Origin of the sequence: Streptococcus nidrosiense (assembly GCF_042140045.1) — a bacterium.
GTDB classification, from domain to species: domain Bacteria; phylum Bacillota; class Bacilli; order Lactobacillales; family Streptococcaceae; genus Streptococcus; species Streptococcus nidrosiense.
Genome location: NZ_CP152419.1, coordinates 82,666 through 106,121 on the forward strand (window position 1 = coordinate 82,666; position 23,456 = coordinate 106,121).

Consider the following 23,456-nt stretch of genomic DNA (forward strand, 5'->3'; position numbering starts at 1 on the left):
TTTCTAGTTCATTGGATGGTGTTGGTTATATAAATTGATAATGTCGCGAGCAATTGCTGGCCCAACATTTTTGGTTAAATTGGTATTATGAGGAAAGACTACTGCAACTGCAATTTGAGGATTTTCTGTTGGAGCATAGGCCACGGCATTGGTATTATTAGCTTCTTGACCACCAGCTACATAGCTTTCACCTATACCGGTCTTACCACTGATAGAAACAGTGGCGCCATCTGAAAACGCCCGTCCTGTCGTAAGGGGACTAGTTCCATGCGATACTTGGTAAAATCCTTGGTGCAAGATACTCATATCGGAGTCGGATATATTGACCTTATTCATCTCTGTCGGTTGCAGTTGCTGAATCAAGTCACCCAGTCCTCCCTTATCATTATTACCATAAATGCCTTCAACAATACGAGGAGCCACACGAACACCATCATTTGCAATAGTTGCTACATACTGAGCCAACTGCATGGGCGTATAGTTATCAAACTGCCCAAAGGCATTGGTGATGTAATTAGCAAAGCTATACTCTTTGGGAACAAATCCAGTAGATTCATCTGGTAGGTCAATTCCGGTCGCAGCCCCCAAGCCATATTCGCCAAAGGTCGCACGAAGTTTTCCCATAGCTGTTTCCAAATTGCTGGTTCCAACAAACATATTTGGTTGATAGGTCTGGCCCATGATTCCAAGAGCGGTTTGAACCATGTAAGCATTGGATGAATACTCCAAGGCTTCCACAGCTGTAATAGGAAAAGATCCATATGCCAATTTATACCAAGAATAAATTGGAGCTGAACCTTGGAAAACAATAGGCTGATCTGTTAAGGTTTGGTTTCCTGATAAAACACCATTTTCCCAACCTGAGCTGATGGTAGCGGCCTTAACAACCGAACCTGGGATAAAGACATTGGTTACCGTTCCCAAGGAATCAGGAGTCAACTCTCCCGTTTTCAGGTCATGTTTGAGTCCTGACATAGACAAAACAGCACCTGTTTTGGGGTTAAGGGCGACTGCATACACACCCTCAGAATACTTGGCTCCACCATTTCCTAGCTCGGAATTGAAATAACTTTTCAGCAAAGCATCCACGCTATCTTGGAAGGCCAAATCAATGGTCAGTTTGATATTGTTTCCCTTACTACCTTCCTCAATTGTGTCCACGCTTTCCATATTGCCATATTTATCCAGATGGATTTCTTTTACCGAGCGTTTTCCTTGTAAGGTCTCTTCATATTGCTTTTCCAAATAGGAGGTTCCAACACGGTCATTTAGAGAATAGCCCTTTTTAAGATAGGCTTCTGCTTCTTCCGCTGGGAGACCGGCTTTTTCACTGGATACACTCCCTACTATAGAAGAAAGGGAAGTTTCCAAAATCTTTCGATCCCAAGAAGTAGAAATACTAATGCCAGGCATCTCCTTTGAAATAGAGGCAATAACAGCCACCTGAGAATCATTTAGAGGATCTGTCGCAATGGTTCCTGTCGCAAAGTTTCCAACAGCATTTAACTGACTAAAAAGATAGATTTCTTTCTTTTCATCCTCTGTATAATTAGTTTGGTTAGAGCTAACACTCTCAACAGCATTGTTATAAAGGTCTGATTCAGAAAGTTGATTACCATCAGAATCAAAACGCTTATCTTTGGGTAGGGCTTCTACCGTTTTTTTATAAACTGCTGGATCAGCTAGATAATAGTCAGCAATTTGACGTTCTGTCAAATCTGGAGAGGATACCGTTACATAAGTTAATAGTTTAGCAGAAATATCCTTTAAATCTGCAGCCGTCATCTTATTACTTCGTGTGAAAGCCACGACTTGTTTGACGGTATTTTCTACCAAGGGTTTTCCAGCTGCGTCATAGATTTCTCCACGAGCAGAACCCGTTGTTACCCTAGTTTGGCTAGCAGACGCTAACTTGGCTTCATAGAAATCCTTATTTACGAATTGCATATAGAGCAAGCGACCAATAATTGTTAAAAAAAGCAAAATGACAATTGCAAACAATAAATTAAGCCGAGTTGGTATCGAATGGCTGTTGAATTTTCTCATACAAATCAGTCTCATTTCTAATTAAAATCTTACTCTTCATTGTACCATAATTTGATGAGAAAATTATGGAAAAAGAAAAGACTTTTCCTTTTTATCCCAAAAACAAAGCAACTGTGGTATAATATAAGTAAGCGCTATTTTATTTGTTAGCTTTTATTGACAAATAATGTTTAACAAATAACTACAAAGGAGTCCCATGAACAAGCCAGACATCTCTACGATTATTGATCTTCACTTTGAAGAAATGACCGATTTAGAGCAAGAGATTGCCCGCTATTTTTTGCAGGCAGATACCATTCATGATGACTTGTCTTCTCAGCAGGTCACTCAAAAACTTCATATTTCTCAGGCGGCTCTCACTCGTTTTGCCAAAAAATGTGGCTTTACAGGTTATCGGGAATTTATTTTTAAATACCAGCAACAAAAGGATACCCTTTCCGTTCCACAACAGGATATGAATCCTTTGACCCAAAGAGTCTTGAGAAGCTATACAAATATCCGAGAAATGACACAAGAATTGATTGATGATGACCAACTGGAGCGCATTGCCCAAATGATTGATCAATCAGAACGCGTCTATTTTTTTGGCACTGGAAGTTCTGGTCTCGTTGCGCGTGAGATGAAATTGCGTTTCATGAGACTTGGAGTCGTTTGTGAGGCTTTGACAGATCCAGACGGTTTCGCTTGGACAACCAGTATCATCGATGAAAAATGTTTGGTCTTTGGTTTCTCCCTTTCAGGAACAACTCCATCCATCATTGACAGTCTACTAGACGCTCAAGATATGGGGGCTAAAACTGTTCTTTTTACTAGTACGCCTAGCAAGGAAACTCAGGCATTTACAGAAACTGTACTGGTAGCAAGCCAGAGTCAGGCTTCCTATATCCAACGTATTTCTGCCCAACTTCCTATGTTGATCTTAATCGATCTACTCTATGCTTATTTCCTAGAAATTGATCGTGAAAGTAAAGAAAAAATCTTTAACAGTTATTGGGAAAATAAAAAACTAAATGGCTATCGTAGAAATAGAAGATCTAGATAAGTCTTTATCCCTTTCAAGTGAACAATCACATCAGCAACCAGCGATTAAAGTCGCTGGTTTTTATACTTCTTCAAATCACGTCAGCTTCCATCTGCAACCTCAAAGCTGTGCTTTGAGCAATCTGCAGCCAGCTTCCTAGTTTGCTCTTTAATTTTCATTGAGTATTAGTTTACTCAAATCCTATAACTGATGACTTGTGAACATCGAACTCTACACCTGATTCTTGATATAAAAAAGCGAACAAGACGGAATTCTGATTCTCAGAAAACTCGTTTTGCTCGCTTTTTATAATTGAGATTAGCTATTATTTTCAATCTCTAAAGTTTGGATAGTTATTACGGTAGTTTGTTTAAATAATGCTACTATTCTGCAATAACTTCCCACAAAATCTATACTTCCTCAAAAGTATGTCTTGAGTTTGACAGATTCTATTCGTCTTCTTTTTTCTTTCCCATTGCAGCTAATCCAAGAAGCGCTCCTAAAGCTCCCAAGCTTGCAAGGGTAGCTGTTTCTTTAGCGCCTGTTTCAGGAAGGATGTTTTGACGATTTGCAGGTGCTTGATACGTCTTATCTTGTGATATAGCCTGAGCCACATGCGACTGCTCATCCTTGTGTGTAGGAGCTTCATTAATAGCTCCATTTACACCACCAGTAAACCCTGGTACTTGATGAATAGGTGCTGCTCCATCAGGAACTCCTCCTTCAAAGTTCGGAACTCTGTGGACAGATGCTTCAGAGCCATTCACACTACCAGTAAATTCTGGCACTTCATGGATAGCTGCTTCAAAACCAGTCACACTACCAGTAAACTCTGGAAGCTCATGGATAGCTGCTTCAGAACCATTTACACCACCAGTAAACTCTGGTACTTCATGGATAGCTGCTTCTGTTTTTCCTGATTCTTTTTTCTTAGTTCCAACTAGCACAATCTCATCTTGTACCACTTCAACAACTTCACGCAGTTTTTCAGTACGGCTTCCATCTGGCGCTACTTCTGTTAAGATACGTTCCTTGCCTGGGCGACCTACCTGAGTTACGCGAGTTTCACCTTCTGGCAGAGTTGGATCTTCTCGTTTAACTGTCTTGAATTTGACAGCTTCTTCTACTACCTCAAGGCTTGGTTGAGTAAAGCTCAATTTTTTAACGCCTTCAGCTGGCTCAGATGTTCCTTCATAAGTACCAACTTCGATGACACGATCTTGTGCTTCTTCACGTTCAACCTTAACTGTCTTACGTGTATCTCCATCTACTTCTACATAAGTCGTTACTTGACCTGCTTTACCATCTGAAACAACTTGTTCCTTACCTTTAGCTAGGAAGGCATTCTCACGACGAACAGTATTAAAGGCGATTGGTTCTGTCGTTACTTCAAGACTTGGTTGCGTTTGAACTAAGACCTTATCTCCTTCAGTTGGAACTGTTGAATGTTTCACTTCCTCTTTCGGAGCAGCTTGAAGTTGGTTGATAGAAGTTAGAGCTACTTGCAAGGCCTTGTCTACTGCATCCTGAGTCTTAGCTGCTTCAATCGCTGCGATTGCTTGCTCTGACAATTCAACTAATTTCTTCTTAGCTTCCTTATCGTCACCTAATTCCTTAATCTTGTTTTGAATAGCCTCTGCCAAACTTGCCATAGCCTTATCGTAGTCAATCTTAGGCTCTTCTGGTTGGGCTGGTTGCTCTGGTTTTGGCTCCTCTTTCGGAGTAGCTTGAAGTTGGTTGATAGAAGTTAGAGCTACTTGCAAGGCCTTGTCTACTGCATCCTGAGTCTTGGCTGCTTCGATCGCTGCGATGGCTTGCTCTGATAACTCGACTAGTTTCTTCTTAGCTTCTTTATCGCTACCTAATTCCTTAGTCTTGTTTTGAATAGCCTCTGCCAAGCTTGCCATTGCCTTATCATAGTCAATCTTAGGCTCTTCCGGCTGTGCTGGTTGCTCTGGTTTTGGTTCCTCTTTCGGAGTCGCTTGAAGCTGGTTGATTGAAGTTAGAGCTGCTTGCAAGGCTTTGTCTACCGCATCCTGAGTCTTGGCTGCTTCGATCGCTGCGATGGCTTGCTCTGATAACTCGACTAGTTTCTTCTTAGCTTCTTTATCGCTACCTAATTCCTTAGTCTTGTTTTGAATAGCCTCTGCCAAGCTTGCCATGGCCTTATCATAGTCAATCTTAGGCTCTTCTGGTTGGGCTGGTTGCTCTGGTTTTGGTTCCTCTTTCGGAGTCGCTTGAAGTTGGTTGATTGAAGTTAGAGCCGCTTGCAAGGCTTTGTCTACTGCATCCTGTGTCTTAGCTGCTTCGATAGCAGTAAGAGCTTGCTCTGATAACTCGACTAGTTTCTTCTTAGCTTCCTTATCATCACCTAGTTCTTTAGTCTTGTTTTGAATAGCCTCTGCCAAGCTTGCCATTGCCTTGTCGTAGTCAATCTTAGGCTCTTCTGGTTGGGCTGGGGTTTCTTCTACACCGTAGTTTTCTTCCTTATCAAGGATCGTTTGCAAGGCTGTAGCTGTTTTCAGAACTTCTTGTGCATTTGCAGAACTTGCTGAAAGTTGCTCTGATAATTTGTCCAAGTTTGACTTGAAGGCTTGACGCGCCTCTGGAGTGTTCTTCAAACTTGTTTGGTCAAATTTAACCAATTCATCCTTCCAATTCTTCATTGCTTGGATTAACTGTTCTTTGGTATAAAGACCGCTATCTTCACCACGAGTGATGAACTGGTCTACTTGGATACCGATATTTCTAGAGGTATCATTTAGTTTTGGATCCAATTGCAAGGTTACAGCATGCCAACCTTCTTCTAGTCCTGTCAAACGAACGAGAGTCTGATCACCTTGGCGTGTAGCTGCTGTACCACTGAAGTACTTCTTACCGTTGTACTCAGAAGCATTACCTAGGCCATCTTGATACTCGACTTTTCTACCGTCTAACGTTACTTTGTAGATACCATGTCCTGGATCCACATATCCTTTGATCTCAAGACCTGTTCCGTAGAAGTAGGCTGTTACACTGGCATTTTTCTTCTGTTCTTCTGTCAAACGTCCAAATGACGCCCATGATTCTGTATTTTGGTATTTATCAGCTGAGTTCGTTTCATGGTTCCAACCTGGACTATAGTCAAGCTGAGGTGCCTGATCGTCATAGCTTGTCTGGTCTTTTAGGAGCAATTCTGCCTTCATCACTCGAATAGTAGCTTCTGAAGCAAATCCAAGCAAAGCTTCGTCTGAAGCACTCGTCATTTTCACTTTGAAGTCAAAGATTGAATCAGCTTGCTCTGTAAAGTCGATCGTTGGAATCGTGATTGTTTTCTCAGTTTCACCATCTTGGAAGGTCAAGTCAGCAGTTGTGTCCTTGTACACTTTACCATGAACCCCTGTTCCTGGCTCTGTTACAACATGGACTGTTGCTACTCCTTTACTACCACCAACACGTTTAATGGTTACAGTAACTGGTTGACCTTTTTGAACTTCATAGGTTGTTTCTTTCAACTCAAACATACCTTTACCAGCATTGTTGAGCGTGTAGATACCTTCAGTTGCAATAGCTTTGCCAGTTTTGTTAACGAGCTTGATGGTATGTTCACCTGGAGCCAAGTCATCTGTTTCATAAACCATCTGGCTACGTTTACGAGCTGCATTATTAGTTTGTACGTCTGCAACCTTTTGACCATCCACATAAACTGACATTTCACCGTGATTTGGATCCACTGTAGATACGACATAAGCCTTAGTTCCATTAAAACGGTAGGTTACGCTAGCATCTTTTTGATTGGTCCACATAGATGTTCCACGGACGCCTTCAGATTCGTCATACCAGGTTGTATTTGCTTTGTCAGCTGTTGTATTTGAATGGTAATCCAAACCTAGAGGATAGCCATCTGTTTTTTCGATACTACTTGGTGTCTTATAAACAGAGAAGTTTGTCAAAATAGGAGTTGCTTGTGAATTCGTGATAGTCACACGAATCTTTTGTGCTTCCACAGGTTGACCTTGAACAAGACGACGATAACCAACAGTAGAACCTTCTCCATATGGAACCCAGCGACCATTGAGCTCAACTTCAACCTTAAATCCAGAGATACGTTGACCTTTAGCAATATCTTCTTTGAGTTCGACTACATCAAAGCGTCTCTTTTGACCGAGATCGACAGTAAATTCACCTGTCTTCGCATCATTTGACAATGCCCAACTAGTATCATCCTTACCATCGGTTAGGTTGCTTGCTTGATACAAGTGATTCTTACGGGTAGAGCTTGCCGTTACAGTTGCTCCCTTGGCGAAGTCAGTCGCATACATTTGGTCCAAGGTTGCTCGGAATTCTTGCAAGCGAGCCACGTCTGCATCTGCGAATTTACCTTCTTTGTTTGGTGGAATATTGAGAAGAAGCGGCGTTCCACGACCAACAGACTTGAAGTAGATATCCATCAAATCTTTGATTGATTTTGGTTGTTGATTATCATGGTAGAACCAACCTGAACGGATAGAAACGTCTGCTTCACCGACAGAGTACATATCTCCTTCTGGGTCTCCATGGTTGAGATATTCATTCTTCACATCGTCAGTGATTTTAGCTTTCTTAACCTTATGCCAAACTGGATCTCCAGCGATACCACGTTCATTACCGATCCAACGGACACTTGTCGGTTGTGCAGAGAAGATAGCGATATCTCCTTCAGCTTCCTTGATGTACTTGAACCATTCGTCAAATGTATAGGTTACTTTTTGAGCTCCACTACCACGCGCACCGTCCATCCAGACTTCGATAAATTTACCATTGTTTCCGTATTTAGGATTTCCAAGGATTTCCTTGAGTTGGTTGAGATAGTATTCATTATACTCTTTTTCAGTTGAAACATGATATTTAGGGTTATTAGCATCCCATGGTGATAGGTAAACACCCATATTCATGTCATACTTAGTCGCTGATTTAGAGATTTCTTCGAGAAGGTCACCCTTACCATCTTTCCATGGACTTGCAGCCACCGTATGGTCTGTATATTTAGATGGATAAATCACAAAACCGTCGTGGTGTTTGACAACCATGATTGTTCGTTTGAACCCGGCATCCTTCAAAGTCTTAATCCACTGGTCTGTATCAAGGTTAGTTGGATTAAAGTTTTGAGGATTTTCTCTACCATTTCCCCACTCAGAGTTGGTATAAGTATTCATACCATAGTGGATAAAGGCAGCCAATTCTTCCTTGTGGTAGTCCAATTGAGCCTTGCTTGGAAGTGGTCCATAATTTCCAATTTCTGTTTCTTCGTCTTTTGGATCCACTACTGGAGTTGCAGGAGTTACTGGTTTTGGATCTTCAATTTTTTCGTATTCAAAAATAACTTCATTCACCCCTTTATGTTGAATTGTTGCTTCTTGATTTTCATTGACTGCACGGTATCCTGCAATTTCTTTGGCTTGGAATCTGTGAACAAAGGAAACATCGTATTCTTTACCATCGTTATTATCCACAGTTACAGTTGCCAATTCTTGGTCGGTACCTTTCAAACGATAATGAATGTCAAAGGAACCTTTATTGACCTTATAAACCACCTTGATGACACGAGTTCCTGCAGGAGCCTTGCTCACAACGCTATAATCATCTTCCCAAGCATCTTTTAGCTGTTTATTGACAGCTTTGCCATCAATCGATACAATCTCATATTTTTCTTTATTCTTCTTGAAGAAGTCTGTCTTTTCAATTTCTGTTTTATAGTTATAGTCGAACTGAGTTCCAACTTCCGTCTTTTCAACAAAAGTATCGTTTTCTTTGACTGGATTATCATTTTGGTCTAGATGTTCGACAACAACTCGTCCATAATCAACACCTTCAAGAAGAGTCGCTACACCACTTTCATCGAAGGAATATTTGTTTTCACCGATAACAGCTGTCTTATTTCTGAGCATTTCTCCCTCTGGAGTAAAGTAATAACGATTGCCGTTGTCGCCTTGATACCAGCCTTTAACACCGTATTTATCAATGATTTCTTTGACCCATGCCAATTGTTCTGGTGAGAGGACAAGCCCTCCTCCAAAGCGATCTTTTTCAGCAATATTCGCATTATCAACAGTACCACGTTGGTGGATCCCAATGACCTTACCATCACCGTTGATAATTCCACCACCAGAAAGACCAGAAACAGAAGTCAAACGATAGGTAACACCTACAGCTCCATTTTCATCGTACTTTTCAGTATCTCTAACGACACCGTCTGCTTTATACAATTGACCAGGAACAATTGGTTCCTTCAATTCTGGAGAAGTTGAATCTGTAGGGTAGCCAATTGTGCTCACTGGTTCTCCAGCTTTGTATTCCCGATGCTCTGCTAGAGGAGTAAATGTAGCCGCCTTATTTGGACTTGCAATTGAAAGTGGAACTGGAGCTACAACCAAGGCTAGGTCATTCTTATAGCCTTCACCGAATTTTTCTTTATTCCAGAAATGAATATCCTTTTCCTTGAACAAAATAGTGTTCCCTGAAGTTGGTAAAGAATTATTCTTAGCAGTATTTGAACCTACATTGTAATAGAACTTAGCCGTATCACCACCACGGATAGAACCCGCATTAGTATCTGCATCCTTGACCAAGAAGTTGTGGGCCACTGTCAAGATGACATTTGGAGCAACAAAGATACCTGAACCTGAGTTAAGGTATCGCTGACTACCGCCATTGGCCAAAGGTGAGCTAAAGATTGAATAAACCATAGTAACAGATGTTGCTGGTTGACCTTCATAATTGATATGCTTAAGGTCTTGTCCGCCATTGATAATAGCTCTATTTTCTTTTTCGCCTTCAGATGGAGCTGCTTCTGTAGGTTTCAAAATGCTCTTAGTCTCTACTTGTGGGCTATCTTTTTCTGATACAATAGCTGCAGTATCCACTTTTTTCACTGGTGTATCAGGATAGGCACGGTCAGGGATTTCTTCAGGGAGTAAATCACTAGCCACTTCAGCAGTTTTTCCTTCCTCTGCCACCTTCTCGACAGCAGTTTCTGTTTTTTCAGTTACTTCTTCTTTTACTGCTTCTTCTTTTTTATGATCTACATCTACTACTTCTTTTGCTTGACTATCTACTTCAAGTTTTGGTTCCGTCACAAGTTCACTAGCCGCAACATTACCAGATGCAAAAAAAACAAGACCGACTGCTACAGAAGCAACACCAACAGTCAGTTTACGAATACTAAATATTCGACCTTTTTCTAAAAAATATTGTTTCATCAAATACTCCTAATCTTCTAGAGCAGTCAGCTACTGCCCGAGCCCAGTGTTATCTGGCGACAATTTTTGTTTGATTCCCTAGCTTAAAATTCTTTTTCAGAGCTATTTATTTTGAGTAAATATAAGGTTGTAGAAATCGCTTACATTTTCTAAAAATAAAATAATGCTTCCATTAGCAAGAATTTTTCTAGAGTTTTCGCATTATTATAAATATACTATGTTATATTAAAAAATGCAAGGGTTTTCAAAGCTTTAACTAGATTTTTACTAAATGATCATTTTACTGTTTATGACTAAAAAATCCTAAATTGGCAAGGCCAACTTAGGATTGTTTTGTTTTGAAGTGATAGTAAGCTCCAAGCATACCCGCAGTATTTTGATGACGCGCAAACTCTAATCTTGTTTTTTCCGCTAAACTTGGAACAAGCGCATCTTTCAGAGCTGTACGAATTTTCGGTTTCAAAATCGCTTCCTGCCCCATAATACCACCACCTAGTATAACAACCTCTGGATTGGCAACATAACAAATGTTAGCAAGACCTTTCCCAAGATAGTCTACCATACGGTCAATTCCCTCCATACAGAGTTTATTACCTTCTGTAGCTTCTTTGAAAATTCTACGACCATTCCAATGGGCTACTTCTTCACCATGAGCCTTAGCGACATACTCAACCAAGGCAGTTGTAGAAGCTAAATCTTGGAAAGCCCCATCTTGCATATGCATATAGCCAACTTCACAGGCAGAATTACTAAATCCATGGAAAATCTGGCCGTCAATGATTAAGCAACCGCCGATACCTGTTCCGATGGTCAAACAAAGCGTTATTCCTGCACCTTTTCCAGATCCAGAAACAGCTTCTGCTAGCCCTGCACAGTTGACATCATTTTCAATTTCACAAGGAACTTGGAAACTTTCTTCAATTTCTTTTTTAAATTGAGTCCCTGCATAGTTCGGTATCTGTGGACCAGCATAGAAAATCTCACCCTTATCAGGATCAACCATTCCCGCTGAGGAAATAGCCACACCTGCCACTGGACCTTTCTCTAGATAGCTAGCTACGATATCTTTTGTTTTCTGTAAGATGTGTGGACCGCCCTTATGAGCCTCAGTTGCTACTTCGTGAGACTCTACAAGTTGTCCATCTTGGTCAATCAAACCATATTTGATATTAGTTCCACCAATATCAATTGCAACGTAATTAGTCATAAAGCCTCCTATTGATTAGAGGAAACGCTCCTTAGTTTCACGAATCAATTGAGCAGCTGCTTCTACAACTGGACGATCTTCTTCGGTCACTGGTGTAAGTGGAGAACGAACTGATCCGATATTAAGTCCTTCATTGATTTTCAAGACTTCTTTGATGACACAGTACATATTACCATGTGCTGCAGTCAATTTACCAATGATAGCATTGATTGCGTACTGTAATTCACGCGCTGTTTCTAGGTCTTTATCCGCAATCAATTGGTTGAGTTTCAAGAAGAGTTCTGGCATAGCACCATAAGTACCACCGATACCAGCTTTAGCACCCATGAGACGTCCACCTAGGAATTGTTCATCTGGACCATTAAAGACGATATGATCATCACCACCAAGACTAACAAAAGTTTGGATATCTTGAACTGGCATTGAAGAGTTTTTAACACCGATAACACGTGGATTCTTCAACATTTCTGTGTAAAGGCTTGGAGTCAAAGCAACACCTGCCAATTGAGGAATGTTATAGATAACATAGTCTGTGTTTGGTGCTGCTGCACTGATATCGTTCCAGTATTTTGCTACTGAATATTCAGGCAAACGGAAGTAAATTGGTGGAATTGTTGCGATAGCATCCACTCCCAAACTTTCTGCATGACGAGCAAGTTCGATACTGTCTTTGGTATTGTTGCAAGCCACATGAGCAATGATGGTCAATTTACCTTTGGCAACTGCCATAACTTCTTCCAAGATCAATTTACGATCTTCTACGCTTTGGTAGATACATTCACCTGAAGAACCGTTGACATATAGCCCTTGAACACCTTTATCAATAAAGTATTGTACCAAGGCACGAGTACGTTCTGGGCTTACTTCACCCGCATCATCATAACATGCGTAGAAGGCAGGAATGACACCTTCATATTTTTTTAAATCTGACATAGATTTCTCCTAAGATTTCTTATTTTCTGCTCTTGGCAGATGATTTTTTACTATTTTAGTATACACCTTGTGAAAAGCGCTTTCAATACATCTCAGCCACTTAGATTTTAATTTCTATTCATCTCCCATAGCTTTTTATGTTTGAAAGTAGTTTCATATCATTTTCAATCTGCTTGATATTTAGCAAACAATTTTTCCATTAATCCAGCTTGGCAAAAGGCAAGAAGGCCAAAGCCAAAAAGTAGAAATGCTGAACCACCTAGCACTAGAGTGAAGCCTGATAGATAGAGAAGCATCATGATTAATAAAATAATTGCAAACATCAAGAAGAACCACACGAAGTTAAAGCTGACCAAAAGCAAGCCCTTTTGAAGAACTTCTTTCCAAGTCAAGTCATAGCGTGCTGCAATTGGATAGCTAGCCAACATGACTAAGGTTAAAAATATCAGAATTCCCAAGCAAATGGCTTTAATGAGCTGGAAGCCTAGGCTGGTTTGCCCCCAGAATAGTGATAAGTCAACAACGCTAATCAGAAAAATTCCTAGTTCCAACAAACCTAACTGGAGACCTAATTTCAAATTTTGCTTAAAGGCTCTCATATAAGTTTTAAAAACAGGAACACGTCGACTACTCTTAACTTCGAAGATTGTCTGATAGAGACTGATTTTCGCTACTCCGATTGTCACAATAGGCAAACAAGACACAACAAAGAGTAGATTAACCGTCACAATATCTAAAACTTTCTCGCAAAAACGCATCAGAAAGTTATCCGTATCAAATGCCGCTTTTATCAATCCAGATCCTTTATGTGCCATTGTTTGCTCCTCCTAACTGACTAATCGATTAAAATTTTAAATAAATATTTGCGAACTTTATCTTCCATACCTGCATAACCATTAGGTTGATGAGGTTCACCTGGGAAAAAGACTGCAAAATTGTGATAACCCAACAAGAGTGGGTATTGTTCATGACAATGGACAAAGCCGATATCGCTAGCTTCATCAAAGGCTACAGCCTCATCTTTGACACGAGAACCATAGCTAGAGTACTCATGTCCTTCAACCAACAAATGCAAATCTGCATATTTTTTATGATGCTCAAAACGATCATTTTCTTCTTGGTTGAGAACATTTTCTTGCACAACTAGAAAGACCTTATCCCCATCAATCTCATATTTACCTAATTCAAAACTATCTTTACGATGCTCATAGAGATAATCAATAGCCTTATCGAGATTTGGATGAATTCCTTTGTAAAAACTAATGTTTTTTAAATCATCAAAAATCATAGTAATTTCCTTTACCTGATTGTTACCTTCAGACATAAGATGTCTAGTAAGTTTATAAGTGTCTAACAAAACTTCAAGAAGTAAGAACTACTCTCCATTTTGTAGACACTTATATAGCCTATATTCTCTTAGTCTATCAACTATACTTCTGCATACTGATAAACAGATTGTACTATATTCAATTTTCGCAGTGTACTATCCTTTGACAGCTCCCATAGTAATACCTTGAGTAAATGATTTTTGGAATACTAAGAAGACTGTTACGATTGGCACAGCTGCAAGGGCAGCACCCGCCATAATTAAACCATAGTTGGTTGCCATCTCAGCCTGCATAGTCGCAACCCCGAGTGAGATGGTCAAGTTGTTACGAGATGTCAACATTACCAACTGCATGAAGTAGTCATTCCATGTATTGATAAAAGTAAAGATTGCAAGAGCTGCAAATCCTGGCTTCACGATAGGGAAGGCTACGCTCCAGAATGTACGAATCTCGCCACATCCATCGATTTTAGCAGATTCAAGCAATTCTGTAGGAATGTTTTCACTGAACTGTTTCATGAGGAAGACCCCAAATGGCCATCCGATTAACGGTAAGATAACTGCCCAAAGAGTGTCGTGGATTCCCATGAAGTTAACGATACGTACCAATGGTACAAGGACAACTTGTTTTGGAAGGGCCATGGCAGCGATGAAGATTGCAAAGAGAATGCGTTGTCCATAGAAACGTTTCTTAGCCAAGACATAACCCGCTAGTGAAGAGGTTGCACAAACCAAGAACATCGTTACTAAAGAAATGAACACTGAGTTCCACATCCATTGCAAGGCTGGGTTTTGCACCATCAATTGTTGGAAGTTCTCCATAGTTGGAGCTTTAGGGAACCATTGTGGTGGAATCATAATGGTATCTGGTTGTGATTTGAATGCACCTGTCAAGATCCAGTAGAATGGGAAGATAAACAGTACAGTCAACAAGAGCAAAATGATTGTTGAAATAACAGTAAAGGCTGTTAATGGTTTCTTTTGTTGTGTAGGTTGCATAGCTGTCTCCTTTCCTTAGTATTCTACATCGTTTCCGAGGATCTTGAATTGAGCGAAGCTGACAAGGGCAATCATAACTGCCAAGAATACACCGATAGTATTGGCATAGCCATATTCAGTCAATTGGAAGGCTTTTTCGTATAGGTAGTACATGAGAGTACTTGTAGAGTAGTTTGGACCACCAGATGTCAACAATTGAATCAAGGCGAAACATTGGAATGAGTTGATGGTTGTAATGATTGCGATATAAAGAGTTGTTGGAAGGAGGCTTGGCCATTTAATCTTCCAGAATACTTGAAATTCAGTCGCACCGTCAACACGAGCTGCTTCTACAAGTGAATTATCAATATTACCCATTGCAGCGATGTAAAGAATGATTGGTTGACCAACTGATGTTGTCAAAAGGATAATCATAATCGCCATCAAAGCCCAGTTTTTATCTCCCAACCAAGAAATGTTTTGGCTGATGATATGGCTTGACTTAAGCACGAAGTTCAAAATACCTGATAGTGGATCGTAGATCCATTTCCATACTACTGTTACGGCAACACTACCTGTTACTACAGGAAGGAAGAATACGAAACGGTAGAAAGATCTAGCAACGGCATTTTGTTGGTAAGTTTGTGATGCCACAAAGAGCGAGAAGAGTACAACGACTGGTACAGACCCAATAACCAAGATTACGGTATTAATCAAAGATTTTGTAAAGACAGGGTCTTTAAACATACGAATGTAGTTGTCCAAGCCAACAAACTCAAAGCTAGTCATCGAGTAGTTAAAGAAACTTGTGATGAAGCCCATGATCATTGGAGCTAAAACGAAGACGGTAAAGAAGATTAATACTGGTGCTAGGAATGCGTAGGAAACAATAGTTTCCCGCATGCGAATTTTATTGATTTTCACAGTCGGCACCTCACTTTCACATAGTTTTGTTTTTTTGACTGTTATCTGACCCTGATCTAAAATCAAAATGAAATTTTTCTAAGATTCGTCAATGTAAAAACTTCATTTTAATTTTGACCTGTCAGTTGCTTCTATTTCAAACAAAAGTCCCCCTTTTCATACACAGATATGCTCAGGGAAAAGGGGGGAACTCAGTTTTTATTTAGGGCTTATTATTTAGCTGCTTTTTTGATTGTTTCATTCGCTTTTTCAGTGAATGCTTTCAATGCTGCAGCAGGTTGTTCGTCACCATTTGATACAGCTTGCAACATTGGGAACCAAAGTGTTCTCATTTCAGCAAAGCCGTCGATTGTGTTGTAGTATGGTGAGTAGTATTGAGTCCAGCTACCGATTGTTTCCATACGTTTGTCATCATAAAGTTTTCCAAATGAAGTACGAACTGGGAATGCGCCTGTACGAACTACGTCTTTAGGACCCCATTCTTTGTCATCTGCGATGAATTGGATGAATTTCTTAGCTGCTGCGACTTTCTTTTCGTCTTTGTTGTTAAATACTGCAAATCCATTTACAAGGTATTCAAGAGCTGGTTTACCTGAATCAGATGGGAATGGTACTTCTACCACTTCTACTTTACTTGATTCCAAAAGTTTAGCTTGGATACCATTTTGAGCTGGTGCCCAAAGGATTGTGTAAGAAGTTTGACCATTTGCAAAGTTTTGGATGTCTGCTCCACCGTCAAATTGTGAACCGTTGTTCAACAAACCATCTTTGATCCAGCTTGATGCTTTTTCAAGACCTTTAACGAATTTAGGATCGTCAGTTGTATACTTAGTTACATCTTTGTCAGTTACAGAACCGCCATAAAGGTTAGCGATGAAGGCACGTGTTCCTTGGTCTCCCCCTTGACCTGAACTGAACAATGAACCTGGTGTATATCCTTTATCTTTAAGCGCTTTCAAAACTTTTTCAAAGTCATCAGTTGTCCAACCTTCTTTTACAAGGTTTGCAACTCCTGCATCTTCCAACATTTTCTTGTTCATAGCCATGTAGAATGGTGCAGAACTGATTGGATACATGTAAGCTTTATCACCAGCTTTACTTGCTTGGATGATATTTTCGTTGTTGACATCTTTAACAAATTCATCTGTAAAGAGGTCGTTCAACTCAGCCAATTTACCATTTTTACCGTATTGGATGATACGTCCTGGTGCGTCAAAGAGAACGTCTGGCGCAGTTCCTGCTTCGATTGCTGTTGTGATTTTTTCTGGACCAGATTTGAAGTCGATTGTTTCTAGTTTAACTTTAACATCTGGATTTGCTTTTTCGAAAGCTTCGATGATAGATTTTTCATAAGTTCCTACACCATCGCCAGTTTTTTCTTGAGTAAAGACTGGGAATGCCCACCAAGTGATTTCAGTTTTTCCACTGTCATTACCAGAGCTAGCAGCATCTTTGTTTGCATCTGATTTGCCACAAGCAGCAAGAGATAGAACCGCAGCACCCGCAAGTACTGTACAAGCTAGTTTTTTAAATTTCATTTGTATTCTCCTAAATGATGATAAGCGTATCCGAATCGGATAATGAGCAATGTCGACTTTGTATACGTTTTCATTTTTTCCTACTAATCAACCACTCTCCTCGTTTTTTATATTGTGTTATTTAAGACCCGCAACAAATCGTTCCGTAATCTCTTTTGGTCTAGTAATAGCGCCACCAACTACGATACCTCGCACTCCGTAACCTAGGATTTGCTTAGCTTGTTCTGGTGTGTGAATTTTTCCTTCAGCGATGACGTCCACCCCTGCATCACAGAGTTTCTTGATGAGTTCAAAGTCTGGGCCATCCACTTTTGGACTGTAAGAAGTGTAACCTGATAAGGTTGTTCCGACAAAGTCAATTCCCGCTTCAACTGCTGTTAGACCTTCCTCAAAGGTACTTGTATCAGCCATCAAGAGTTGATTTGGATATTTTTCTTTGATCTGACGGATAAATTCTTGAATCTCCAAGCCATCATGACGTTCACGTTTGGTACAGTCAAGAGCAATGACTTCGATGTCAAGAGCTGCTAGTTCATCCACCTCTCTCATAGTCGCTGTGATGAATGGTTCCTGTGGTGGATAATCACGTTTAATAATTCCGATAATCGGAAGTTTAGTGACCTCTTTAATTTCCTTGATATCTCGAACACTGTTTGCTCGGATACCGACTGCACCACCTTGTTCAGCTGCTTTCACCAACAAGGGGATAACTCCTCCCGCTTCTGTGTAGAGCGGTTCATGAGGAAGTGCCTGACAAGAAACGATGATTCCATCTTTGATTTGTTCAATCAAGGCTTCTTTACTAATTTGTGGCATCTACTTTCCTCCTTTTCTTTTCCTTTGTGTTTATGTGACTATTATAGCTTATTATTAAAGCGCTTTCAATAACTTGTGCTAGAATAGATTGAAGTTTCAAAACAATTTTATGCAACAGTTTCTTCTGAAAGTAGTTTCAGGGACCTAAAATCTATCCCAACACCTCTTAAATCTTGAAACCAGCCCTTTTTTCGACTCTTTGTCAACTGTAGTGGGTTGAATAAAAGCTAACATCTGGAGAGGACAATCGTTGTCCTCTCCATTTTTATATTCAAAGCGATGAAAATTCGTTTCTTAAAGTTGTCAAAGTTCCTAAAACCAAAAGCATTTCGTTTGATGAGTTTAATGAGATTATTAGTCGCTTCCAATTTAGCGTTGGAATAGGGCAATTGAAGGGCGTTGACAATTTTCTCTTTGTCCTTGAGAAATGTCTTAAAGACAGTCTGAAAAAGAGGATGAACCTGCTTTAGATTGTCCTCAATGAGTCCGAAAAATTTCTCGGGCTCTTTATTCTGAAAGTGAAAAAGCAATAGTTGATAGAGTTCATAGTGAGATTTTAAGTCTTCGGAATAGCTTAAAAGCTTGTCTAGAATCTCTTTATTCGTCAAGTGCATACGAAAAGTAGGGCGATAAAAACGTTTATCGCTGAGTTTACGACTATCCTGTTGAATGAGCTTCCAGTAACGTTTAATAGCCTTGTATTCATGAAATTTTCGATCAAATTGATTCATGATTTGGACACGAATACGGCTCATAGCACGGCTCAAATGTTGTAAAATGTGAAAGCGATCTAGAACGATTTTAGCACATGGAAAAAGCTGTTTAGCTAAGGCATAGTAAGGGCTAAACATATCCATAGTAATGATTTTCACTCGACATCGGACCGCTCTATCATATTTAAGAAAGTGATTTCGGATGACTGCTTGTGTTCTTCCTTCAAGAAGGGTGATGATATTGAGCTTGTCAAAATCTTGTGCAATAAAGCTCATCTTTCCCTTGGTAAAGGCGTACTCGTCCCAAGACATAATCTCGGGAAGACGAGAAAAATCATGCTTAAAGTGAAAGTCATTGAGCTTACGAATGACAGTTGAAGTTGAAATGGATAGCTGATGTGCAATATCAGTCATAGAAGTCTTTTCAATCAACTTTTGAGCAATCTTTTGGTTGATAATACGAGGAATTTGATGATTCTTCTTAACGATAGAAGTTTCAGCGACTATCATTTTCGAGCAATGATAGCACTTAAAACGACGCTTTTTAAGAAGAATTCTGGTAGGCATACCAGTCGTTTCGAGGTAAGGAATTTTCGACGGTTTTTGAAAATCATATTTCTTCATTTGACATCCGCACTCAGGGCAAGACGGGGCGTCATAGTCCAGTTTAGCGACGATTTCCTGGTGTGTATCCCTATTGATGACATCTAGAATCTGGATATTAGGGTCTTTAATATCGAGTAGTTTTGTGATAAAATGTAATTGTTCCATATGATTCTTTCTAATGATGGTTTGGTCGCTTTTCATTATAGATCTTATGGGACTTTTTTTCTACACAAAAATAGGCTCCATAATATCCATAGGGGATTTACCCACTACAAATATTATAGAGCCCTTTTTCTCGCAAACATGAAAGAAAAAAGGCCGTAACAAATTTTCGTTACGACCCTTTCTAACTAAGATCTAGTTTCACTAAGGAAACCTTCAATTTTAACGATTTTACTAATCTTCTTTTCTCTTCCCCAAAGCAAACATACCAAGGAGCATCCCCACAAGCCCTACTGATGTAAGGACAGTGGCATCTTCACTTCCTGTCTTAGGAAGAACATCTTGACGAACTGCAGGTGCTTGATAGGTCTTATCCTGTGCCATAGCCTGAGATACAATAGACTGCTGACCTTTGTGATCTGGATCTTTATGGCCTGCTCCTTCTGAACCTTTGATGCCAGCTGTAAATCCTGGTTTTTCTGTTAGCGTTGGTGCGACGTCATTCTTCACACTGCCCGTGAATGCTGGGACTTCATGAACAGCTGGTTCTAGACCATTGACACCACCCTCAAATCCTAGGTTTTCAGGAGTTACAGGACTATCAGCGCTTACTCCGCCTGTGAATTCTGGCACTTCATGCACAGTAGCTTCACTACCATTGACTCCGCCTGTGAATTCTGGTAATTCATGCACAGCAGCTTCTACACCATTCACACCACCTGTGAATTCTGGTAATTCATGAACAGCAGCTTCTACACCATTAACACCACCTGTAAATTCTGGAACTTCGTGAACAGCAGCTTCACTACCGTTGGCAGCTCCAGGAATACCTGCTCCTTCAAGACTCACTGGAAGATTGTGCATACTCTCGATCGCTCCAGAAGCAAGTCCAGTTATTTCTTGACCAAGATCTGACTTGTCTATTGTAAATAGAAGAGTCTTAGTATCATACTGGGTCATGAAGTTTACTTTTTTACCATTTGCCAACTGAAGTGTTGGGATTTTGTTAACCAAAACTTCTGAATCAAACTCTACTGCAAGAATTCCTGGCCATTTTTCAATAACATTTTTAACTTTGGCTTCTTTAGGAGAAATTCTTTCCTTCGTTAAGAAATCCCAGTTGAATTTCTTGAAGGATAGAGTATAAGGATTGCCACCAGCTTCATGATGTTCATACAAGAGACCAAATTCTTTTGGTCCGATCTGTTGAAGTGAGTTATAGGCATATTCCCCTTCTTGAATCAAATGATGATGCAGCCAAGTCAACTCGCCATCTTCTTCTACGCGAGCCACTCGAATGTAACCATTCTTACGACCTGGGCCATTGGCATTTGCTAGAAGGATATACTCCTTACCATCTTGAACTGTATGAGTCGCTGCCATTTGAACATAGACATCTGGTACATCATAGCGTGCTACATAGTTATCCCATGTAATACCACCATCATTACTTGTCGCAACCTGCAAATCACCAGTCAAACCACGCATAAAGAGTTTCAACTGACCATTGTTCAACTGAACAACAGAAGCTTCTGTATTTTGAGCGTAGTAATTGTTCATATTGCTTGAATCAACTACTGTGCCATCATAAAGTGTACGGTTGTCATTGACACCGCCACCCATATGCCAAGTCTTACCATGGTCATCTGAGTAGATGATACGAGATGATTGAGAACCATTGAGGTGGTTTGTTCTATTCGTCGTATAGACAGGAACGACGATACGACCTTTATGAGGTCCATTCTGGAGGGTAATGCCCACTCCAGGTCCCACACCTAAGAATTTCATCCAATCAGCTTTGACCATTGGGGTAATATCTTGTGGCGCAGACCAAGTCTTACCGTCATCATCACTGTAAGACATCCATAGGTAGCTGTCTTTAGCAATTCTAAATGGAGAAGTTTTATTGCTTGTAAAATAGATATTTCCTAGCAGTTGCTCACCCTGATAAAGATCACCTTTATCACTATAAGCCGGCTTAACTGGATTTACAACAACACGGTAATCCGTTGCCTGACCATCTGGCGTGTAGACAACACCATTTTCACGAATGGTATAGGCTCCATTTTCTCCTTCACGGTAGAGAATTTGGTAGGTTTTCCCATCAATTTCTTTATAAGCTTCCTCTTTTTCAGCTGACATCCCAAAGATACCTTTTCCTTCTGGGAACATATCATAGACTGAAAAGATTCGTTTGGTTTCAGTATCTTGGGCTAAAACCATATCGATATTTACTGGTGAACCAACAGATGGATCAGTAGCTTTTGGATTGTCGCGTAGATTCGTAAGTGTGATACGATCGCCCCATGTTTGACCCTGATCTTCACTTCGTTTGACGACCATACCGATATCGCCCCAGTCATAGTGGTGCAAACGACGTTCATCAGCTCCAGCAATCAAAGTTCCCTTGTCAGTCTTAAGGAGGGCTGGAATACGATAGCTATTAATACCATCTGGATTTGACTGCCCATTTTTACCCGCTTCAAAAACATCCTTTTTATCTGTTATCTCAGCTCCTTCTGGAAGCTTTTTCTCTAATTCGGATCTTTCAAATAGGTAGCTACGATTTTGAACTTCTTCTGGACTCAAGGCACGATCATAAACAGTTAGATTACGAACTTGTAAACCTGCCCCCCAAACCATACTTCCTGCACGATTTGTGGTACCAATTTGCATATGATTCACATCAGGCATATCTTTGATAAAGCGTCCTGATTTTTTACTTGTTCGTGATAAGACTCCGTTTACATAGAGACGAACTTGCCCATCTGGAGAATCTGCACTTGGTCTTTCAACTGTAAAGGTTACTGAGTTCCACTGACCTGGTTTGACAGTTAATGGTGCGTCTGTGTATCTATCATAAAATTGGTCGCCGTTTTGATCGCGGCCCTCAATCAAGGCAACGTTGTTGTAAACAGCCATGGTGAAATATTCATTTCGAACCGTATCACTTGAGGCTGAGAAAAGGTTGTAAAATGCTGGCGCAGAAGCATCTGGTTTGAACTCCATATGAATGGTCGCGTTTTGAAGTTGTTTCAGTTTGCCCAATTGCTCTGTCAGATCAATTCTATTGCTATTTGCAGCATTAGTCTCTACATCTTCCTTTTCAAGAACAGTGTTGACATTTTCCAACTCTCTAGCATAGTAATCACGTGGAAGCGCAGCTGGATCTTTTTCGGTTTCTCTAGTTGCTTCTGCCGTTTCTGCTGTTGCAGTTGTTTCTGCCATTGCAGTGGTCTCTGTTCCAGTATGTGCTTCTGTAGATGTATGTGTGACTGTATCTACCCCATTAGAATCTGTCGCAGTCTTTTCAGTATCTACTGCTTTTTCTACCTGATCCTTCTCTACTCCTAGTTCTGTCGTTTCCTTATTGGTAGTTGTTGATTCTTGTGCCAATACTGGCGATGCACCAAAAACAACTGCTCCAATCACTACTGAAGCGGCTCCTACTGTAAATTTGCGAATTCCGTATCGTTGTTTTCTCTCCAACTGATTATGCTTCATCTTTCTTCCTTTCATTTTCAAAAATAAAGCGCTTTCTTTTTCGCTTAAAATTTTTAGCCATCTGACTAAATGACAAAAATTACTTTTTCACGAATGGTTACACTCGCTCTTTCAAATTTTCTCTCACTTAACGACCCATCGTTAACTAGAGTCTCCTACTCCTTTCAAATTTTATCTTATTCTCATTATATAATAAATTTCCCTATTTTAAGATAGATGAATATAGAACAGATTTCACTTTCAGTTTTTGAAACCTAAACTCAGACATTTGAAACTACTTTCGGATGCTTTGAATTTTTTCAAACAGAAAATTGCTTCATTCAGTTGGATCGTTTTTTTAATGAACTTTATCTCAAACTTATACTCAATGAAAATCAAAGAGCAAACTAGGAAGCTAGCCGCAGGTTGCTCAAAGCACGGCTTTGAGGTTGCAGATAAAGCTGACGTGGTTTGAATTTGATTTT

The 23,456-nt window shown here is 40.1% G+C and carries 13 protein-coding genes; 1 reads left to right on the forward strand and 12 read right to left on the reverse strand.

What is annotated here, in order from left to right; translation table 11 throughout:
- Positions 1-3 precede the first annotated feature (3 nt).
- Positions 4-2,061 (reverse strand): penicillin-binding protein PBP2B, encoded by a 2,058-nt coding sequence (gene pbp2b / locus AAFQ93_RS00385; RefSeq protein WP_375555337.1) that lies wholly within the window; start codon positions 2,059-2,061, stop codon positions 4-6.
- Between the two features lie 181 nt (positions 2,062-2,242).
- On the opposite strand from pbp2b, the gene AAFQ93_RS00390 reads away from it, so the two are divergent.
- Positions 2,243-3,088 (forward strand): MurR/RpiR family transcriptional regulator, encoded by an 846-nt coding sequence (locus AAFQ93_RS00390; protein WP_060956197.1) that lies wholly within the window; start codon positions 2,243-2,245, stop codon positions 3,086-3,088.
- 428 nt (positions 3,089-3,516) lie between these two features.
- Here AAFQ93_RS00390 and AAFQ93_RS00395 read toward each other — a convergent pair whose 3' ends face one another.
- From AAFQ93_RS00395 to AAFQ93_RS00445, 11 genes are all read right to left on the reverse strand, one after another.
- Positions 3,517-10,284, reverse strand: a complete 6,768-nt coding sequence (locus AAFQ93_RS00395; protein ID WP_375555338.1) for an SIALI-17 repeat-containing surface protein — start codon at positions 10,282-10,284, stop codon at positions 3,517-3,519.
- A gap of 322 nt (positions 10,285-10,606) precedes the next feature.
- Entirely contained in the window at positions 10,607-11,491 is an 885-nt protein-coding gene (locus tag AAFQ93_RS00400; RefSeq protein ID WP_045762682.1) for an ROK family protein, read from the reverse strand.
- A 15-nt stretch (positions 11,492-11,506) separates the two neighbouring features.
- Complete coding sequence (locus AAFQ93_RS00405) at positions 11,507-12,424, reverse strand: dihydrodipicolinate synthase family protein (RefSeq protein ID WP_006149428.1); 918 nt, start codon at positions 12,422-12,424, stop codon at positions 11,507-11,509.
- Between the two features lie 164 nt (positions 12,425-12,588).
- Positions 12,589-13,239, reverse strand: a complete 651-nt coding sequence (locus tag AAFQ93_RS00410; protein ID WP_070460764.1) for a YesL family protein — start codon at positions 13,237-13,239, stop codon at positions 12,589-12,591.
- A 20-nt stretch (positions 13,240-13,259) separates the two neighbouring features.
- Complete coding sequence (locus AAFQ93_RS00415; protein ID WP_311523630.1) at positions 13,260-13,712, reverse strand: YhcH/YjgK/YiaL family protein; 453 nt, start codon at positions 13,710-13,712, stop codon at positions 13,260-13,262.
- A 195-nt stretch (positions 13,713-13,907) separates the two neighbouring features.
- A complete protein-coding gene (locus AAFQ93_RS00420; protein WP_049502842.1) occupies positions 13,908-14,750 on the reverse strand; it encodes a carbohydrate ABC transporter permease in 843 nt (280 codons plus the stop codon).
- A 15-nt stretch (positions 14,751-14,765) separates the two neighbouring features.
- Positions 14,766-15,632, reverse strand: coding sequence for a carbohydrate ABC transporter permease (locus AAFQ93_RS00425; RefSeq protein ID WP_081108297.1), 867 nt, complete (start codon positions 15,630-15,632; stop codon positions 14,766-14,768).
- Positions 15,633-15,865: 233 nt separating this feature from the next.
- Positions 15,866-17,191, reverse strand: a complete 1,326-nt coding sequence (locus AAFQ93_RS00430) for an ABC transporter substrate-binding protein (protein ID WP_375555339.1) — start codon at positions 17,189-17,191, stop codon at positions 15,866-15,868.
- Between the two features lie 117 nt (positions 17,192-17,308).
- Positions 17,309-18,007: an N-acetylmannosamine-6-phosphate 2-epimerase gene (locus AAFQ93_RS00435; RefSeq protein WP_001135656.1), complete on the reverse strand. Its 699-nt coding sequence runs from the start codon at positions 18,005-18,007 to the stop codon at positions 17,309-17,311.
- Positions 18,008-18,234: 227 nt separating this feature from the next.
- Positions 18,235-19,491 (reverse strand): ISL3 family transposase, encoded by a 1,257-nt coding sequence (locus AAFQ93_RS00440; RefSeq protein WP_375555340.1) that lies wholly within the window; start codon positions 19,489-19,491, stop codon positions 18,235-18,237.
- A 231-nt stretch (positions 19,492-19,722) separates the two neighbouring features.
- Positions 19,723-22,992 carry an SIALI-17 repeat-containing surface protein gene (locus AAFQ93_RS00445; protein ID WP_375555341.1) on the reverse strand — a complete coding sequence of 1,090 codons (3,270 nt, stop codon included), beginning with the start codon at positions 22,990-22,992 and terminating at the stop codon, positions 19,723-19,725.
- Between the last annotated feature and the right edge of the window lie 464 nt (positions 22,993-23,456).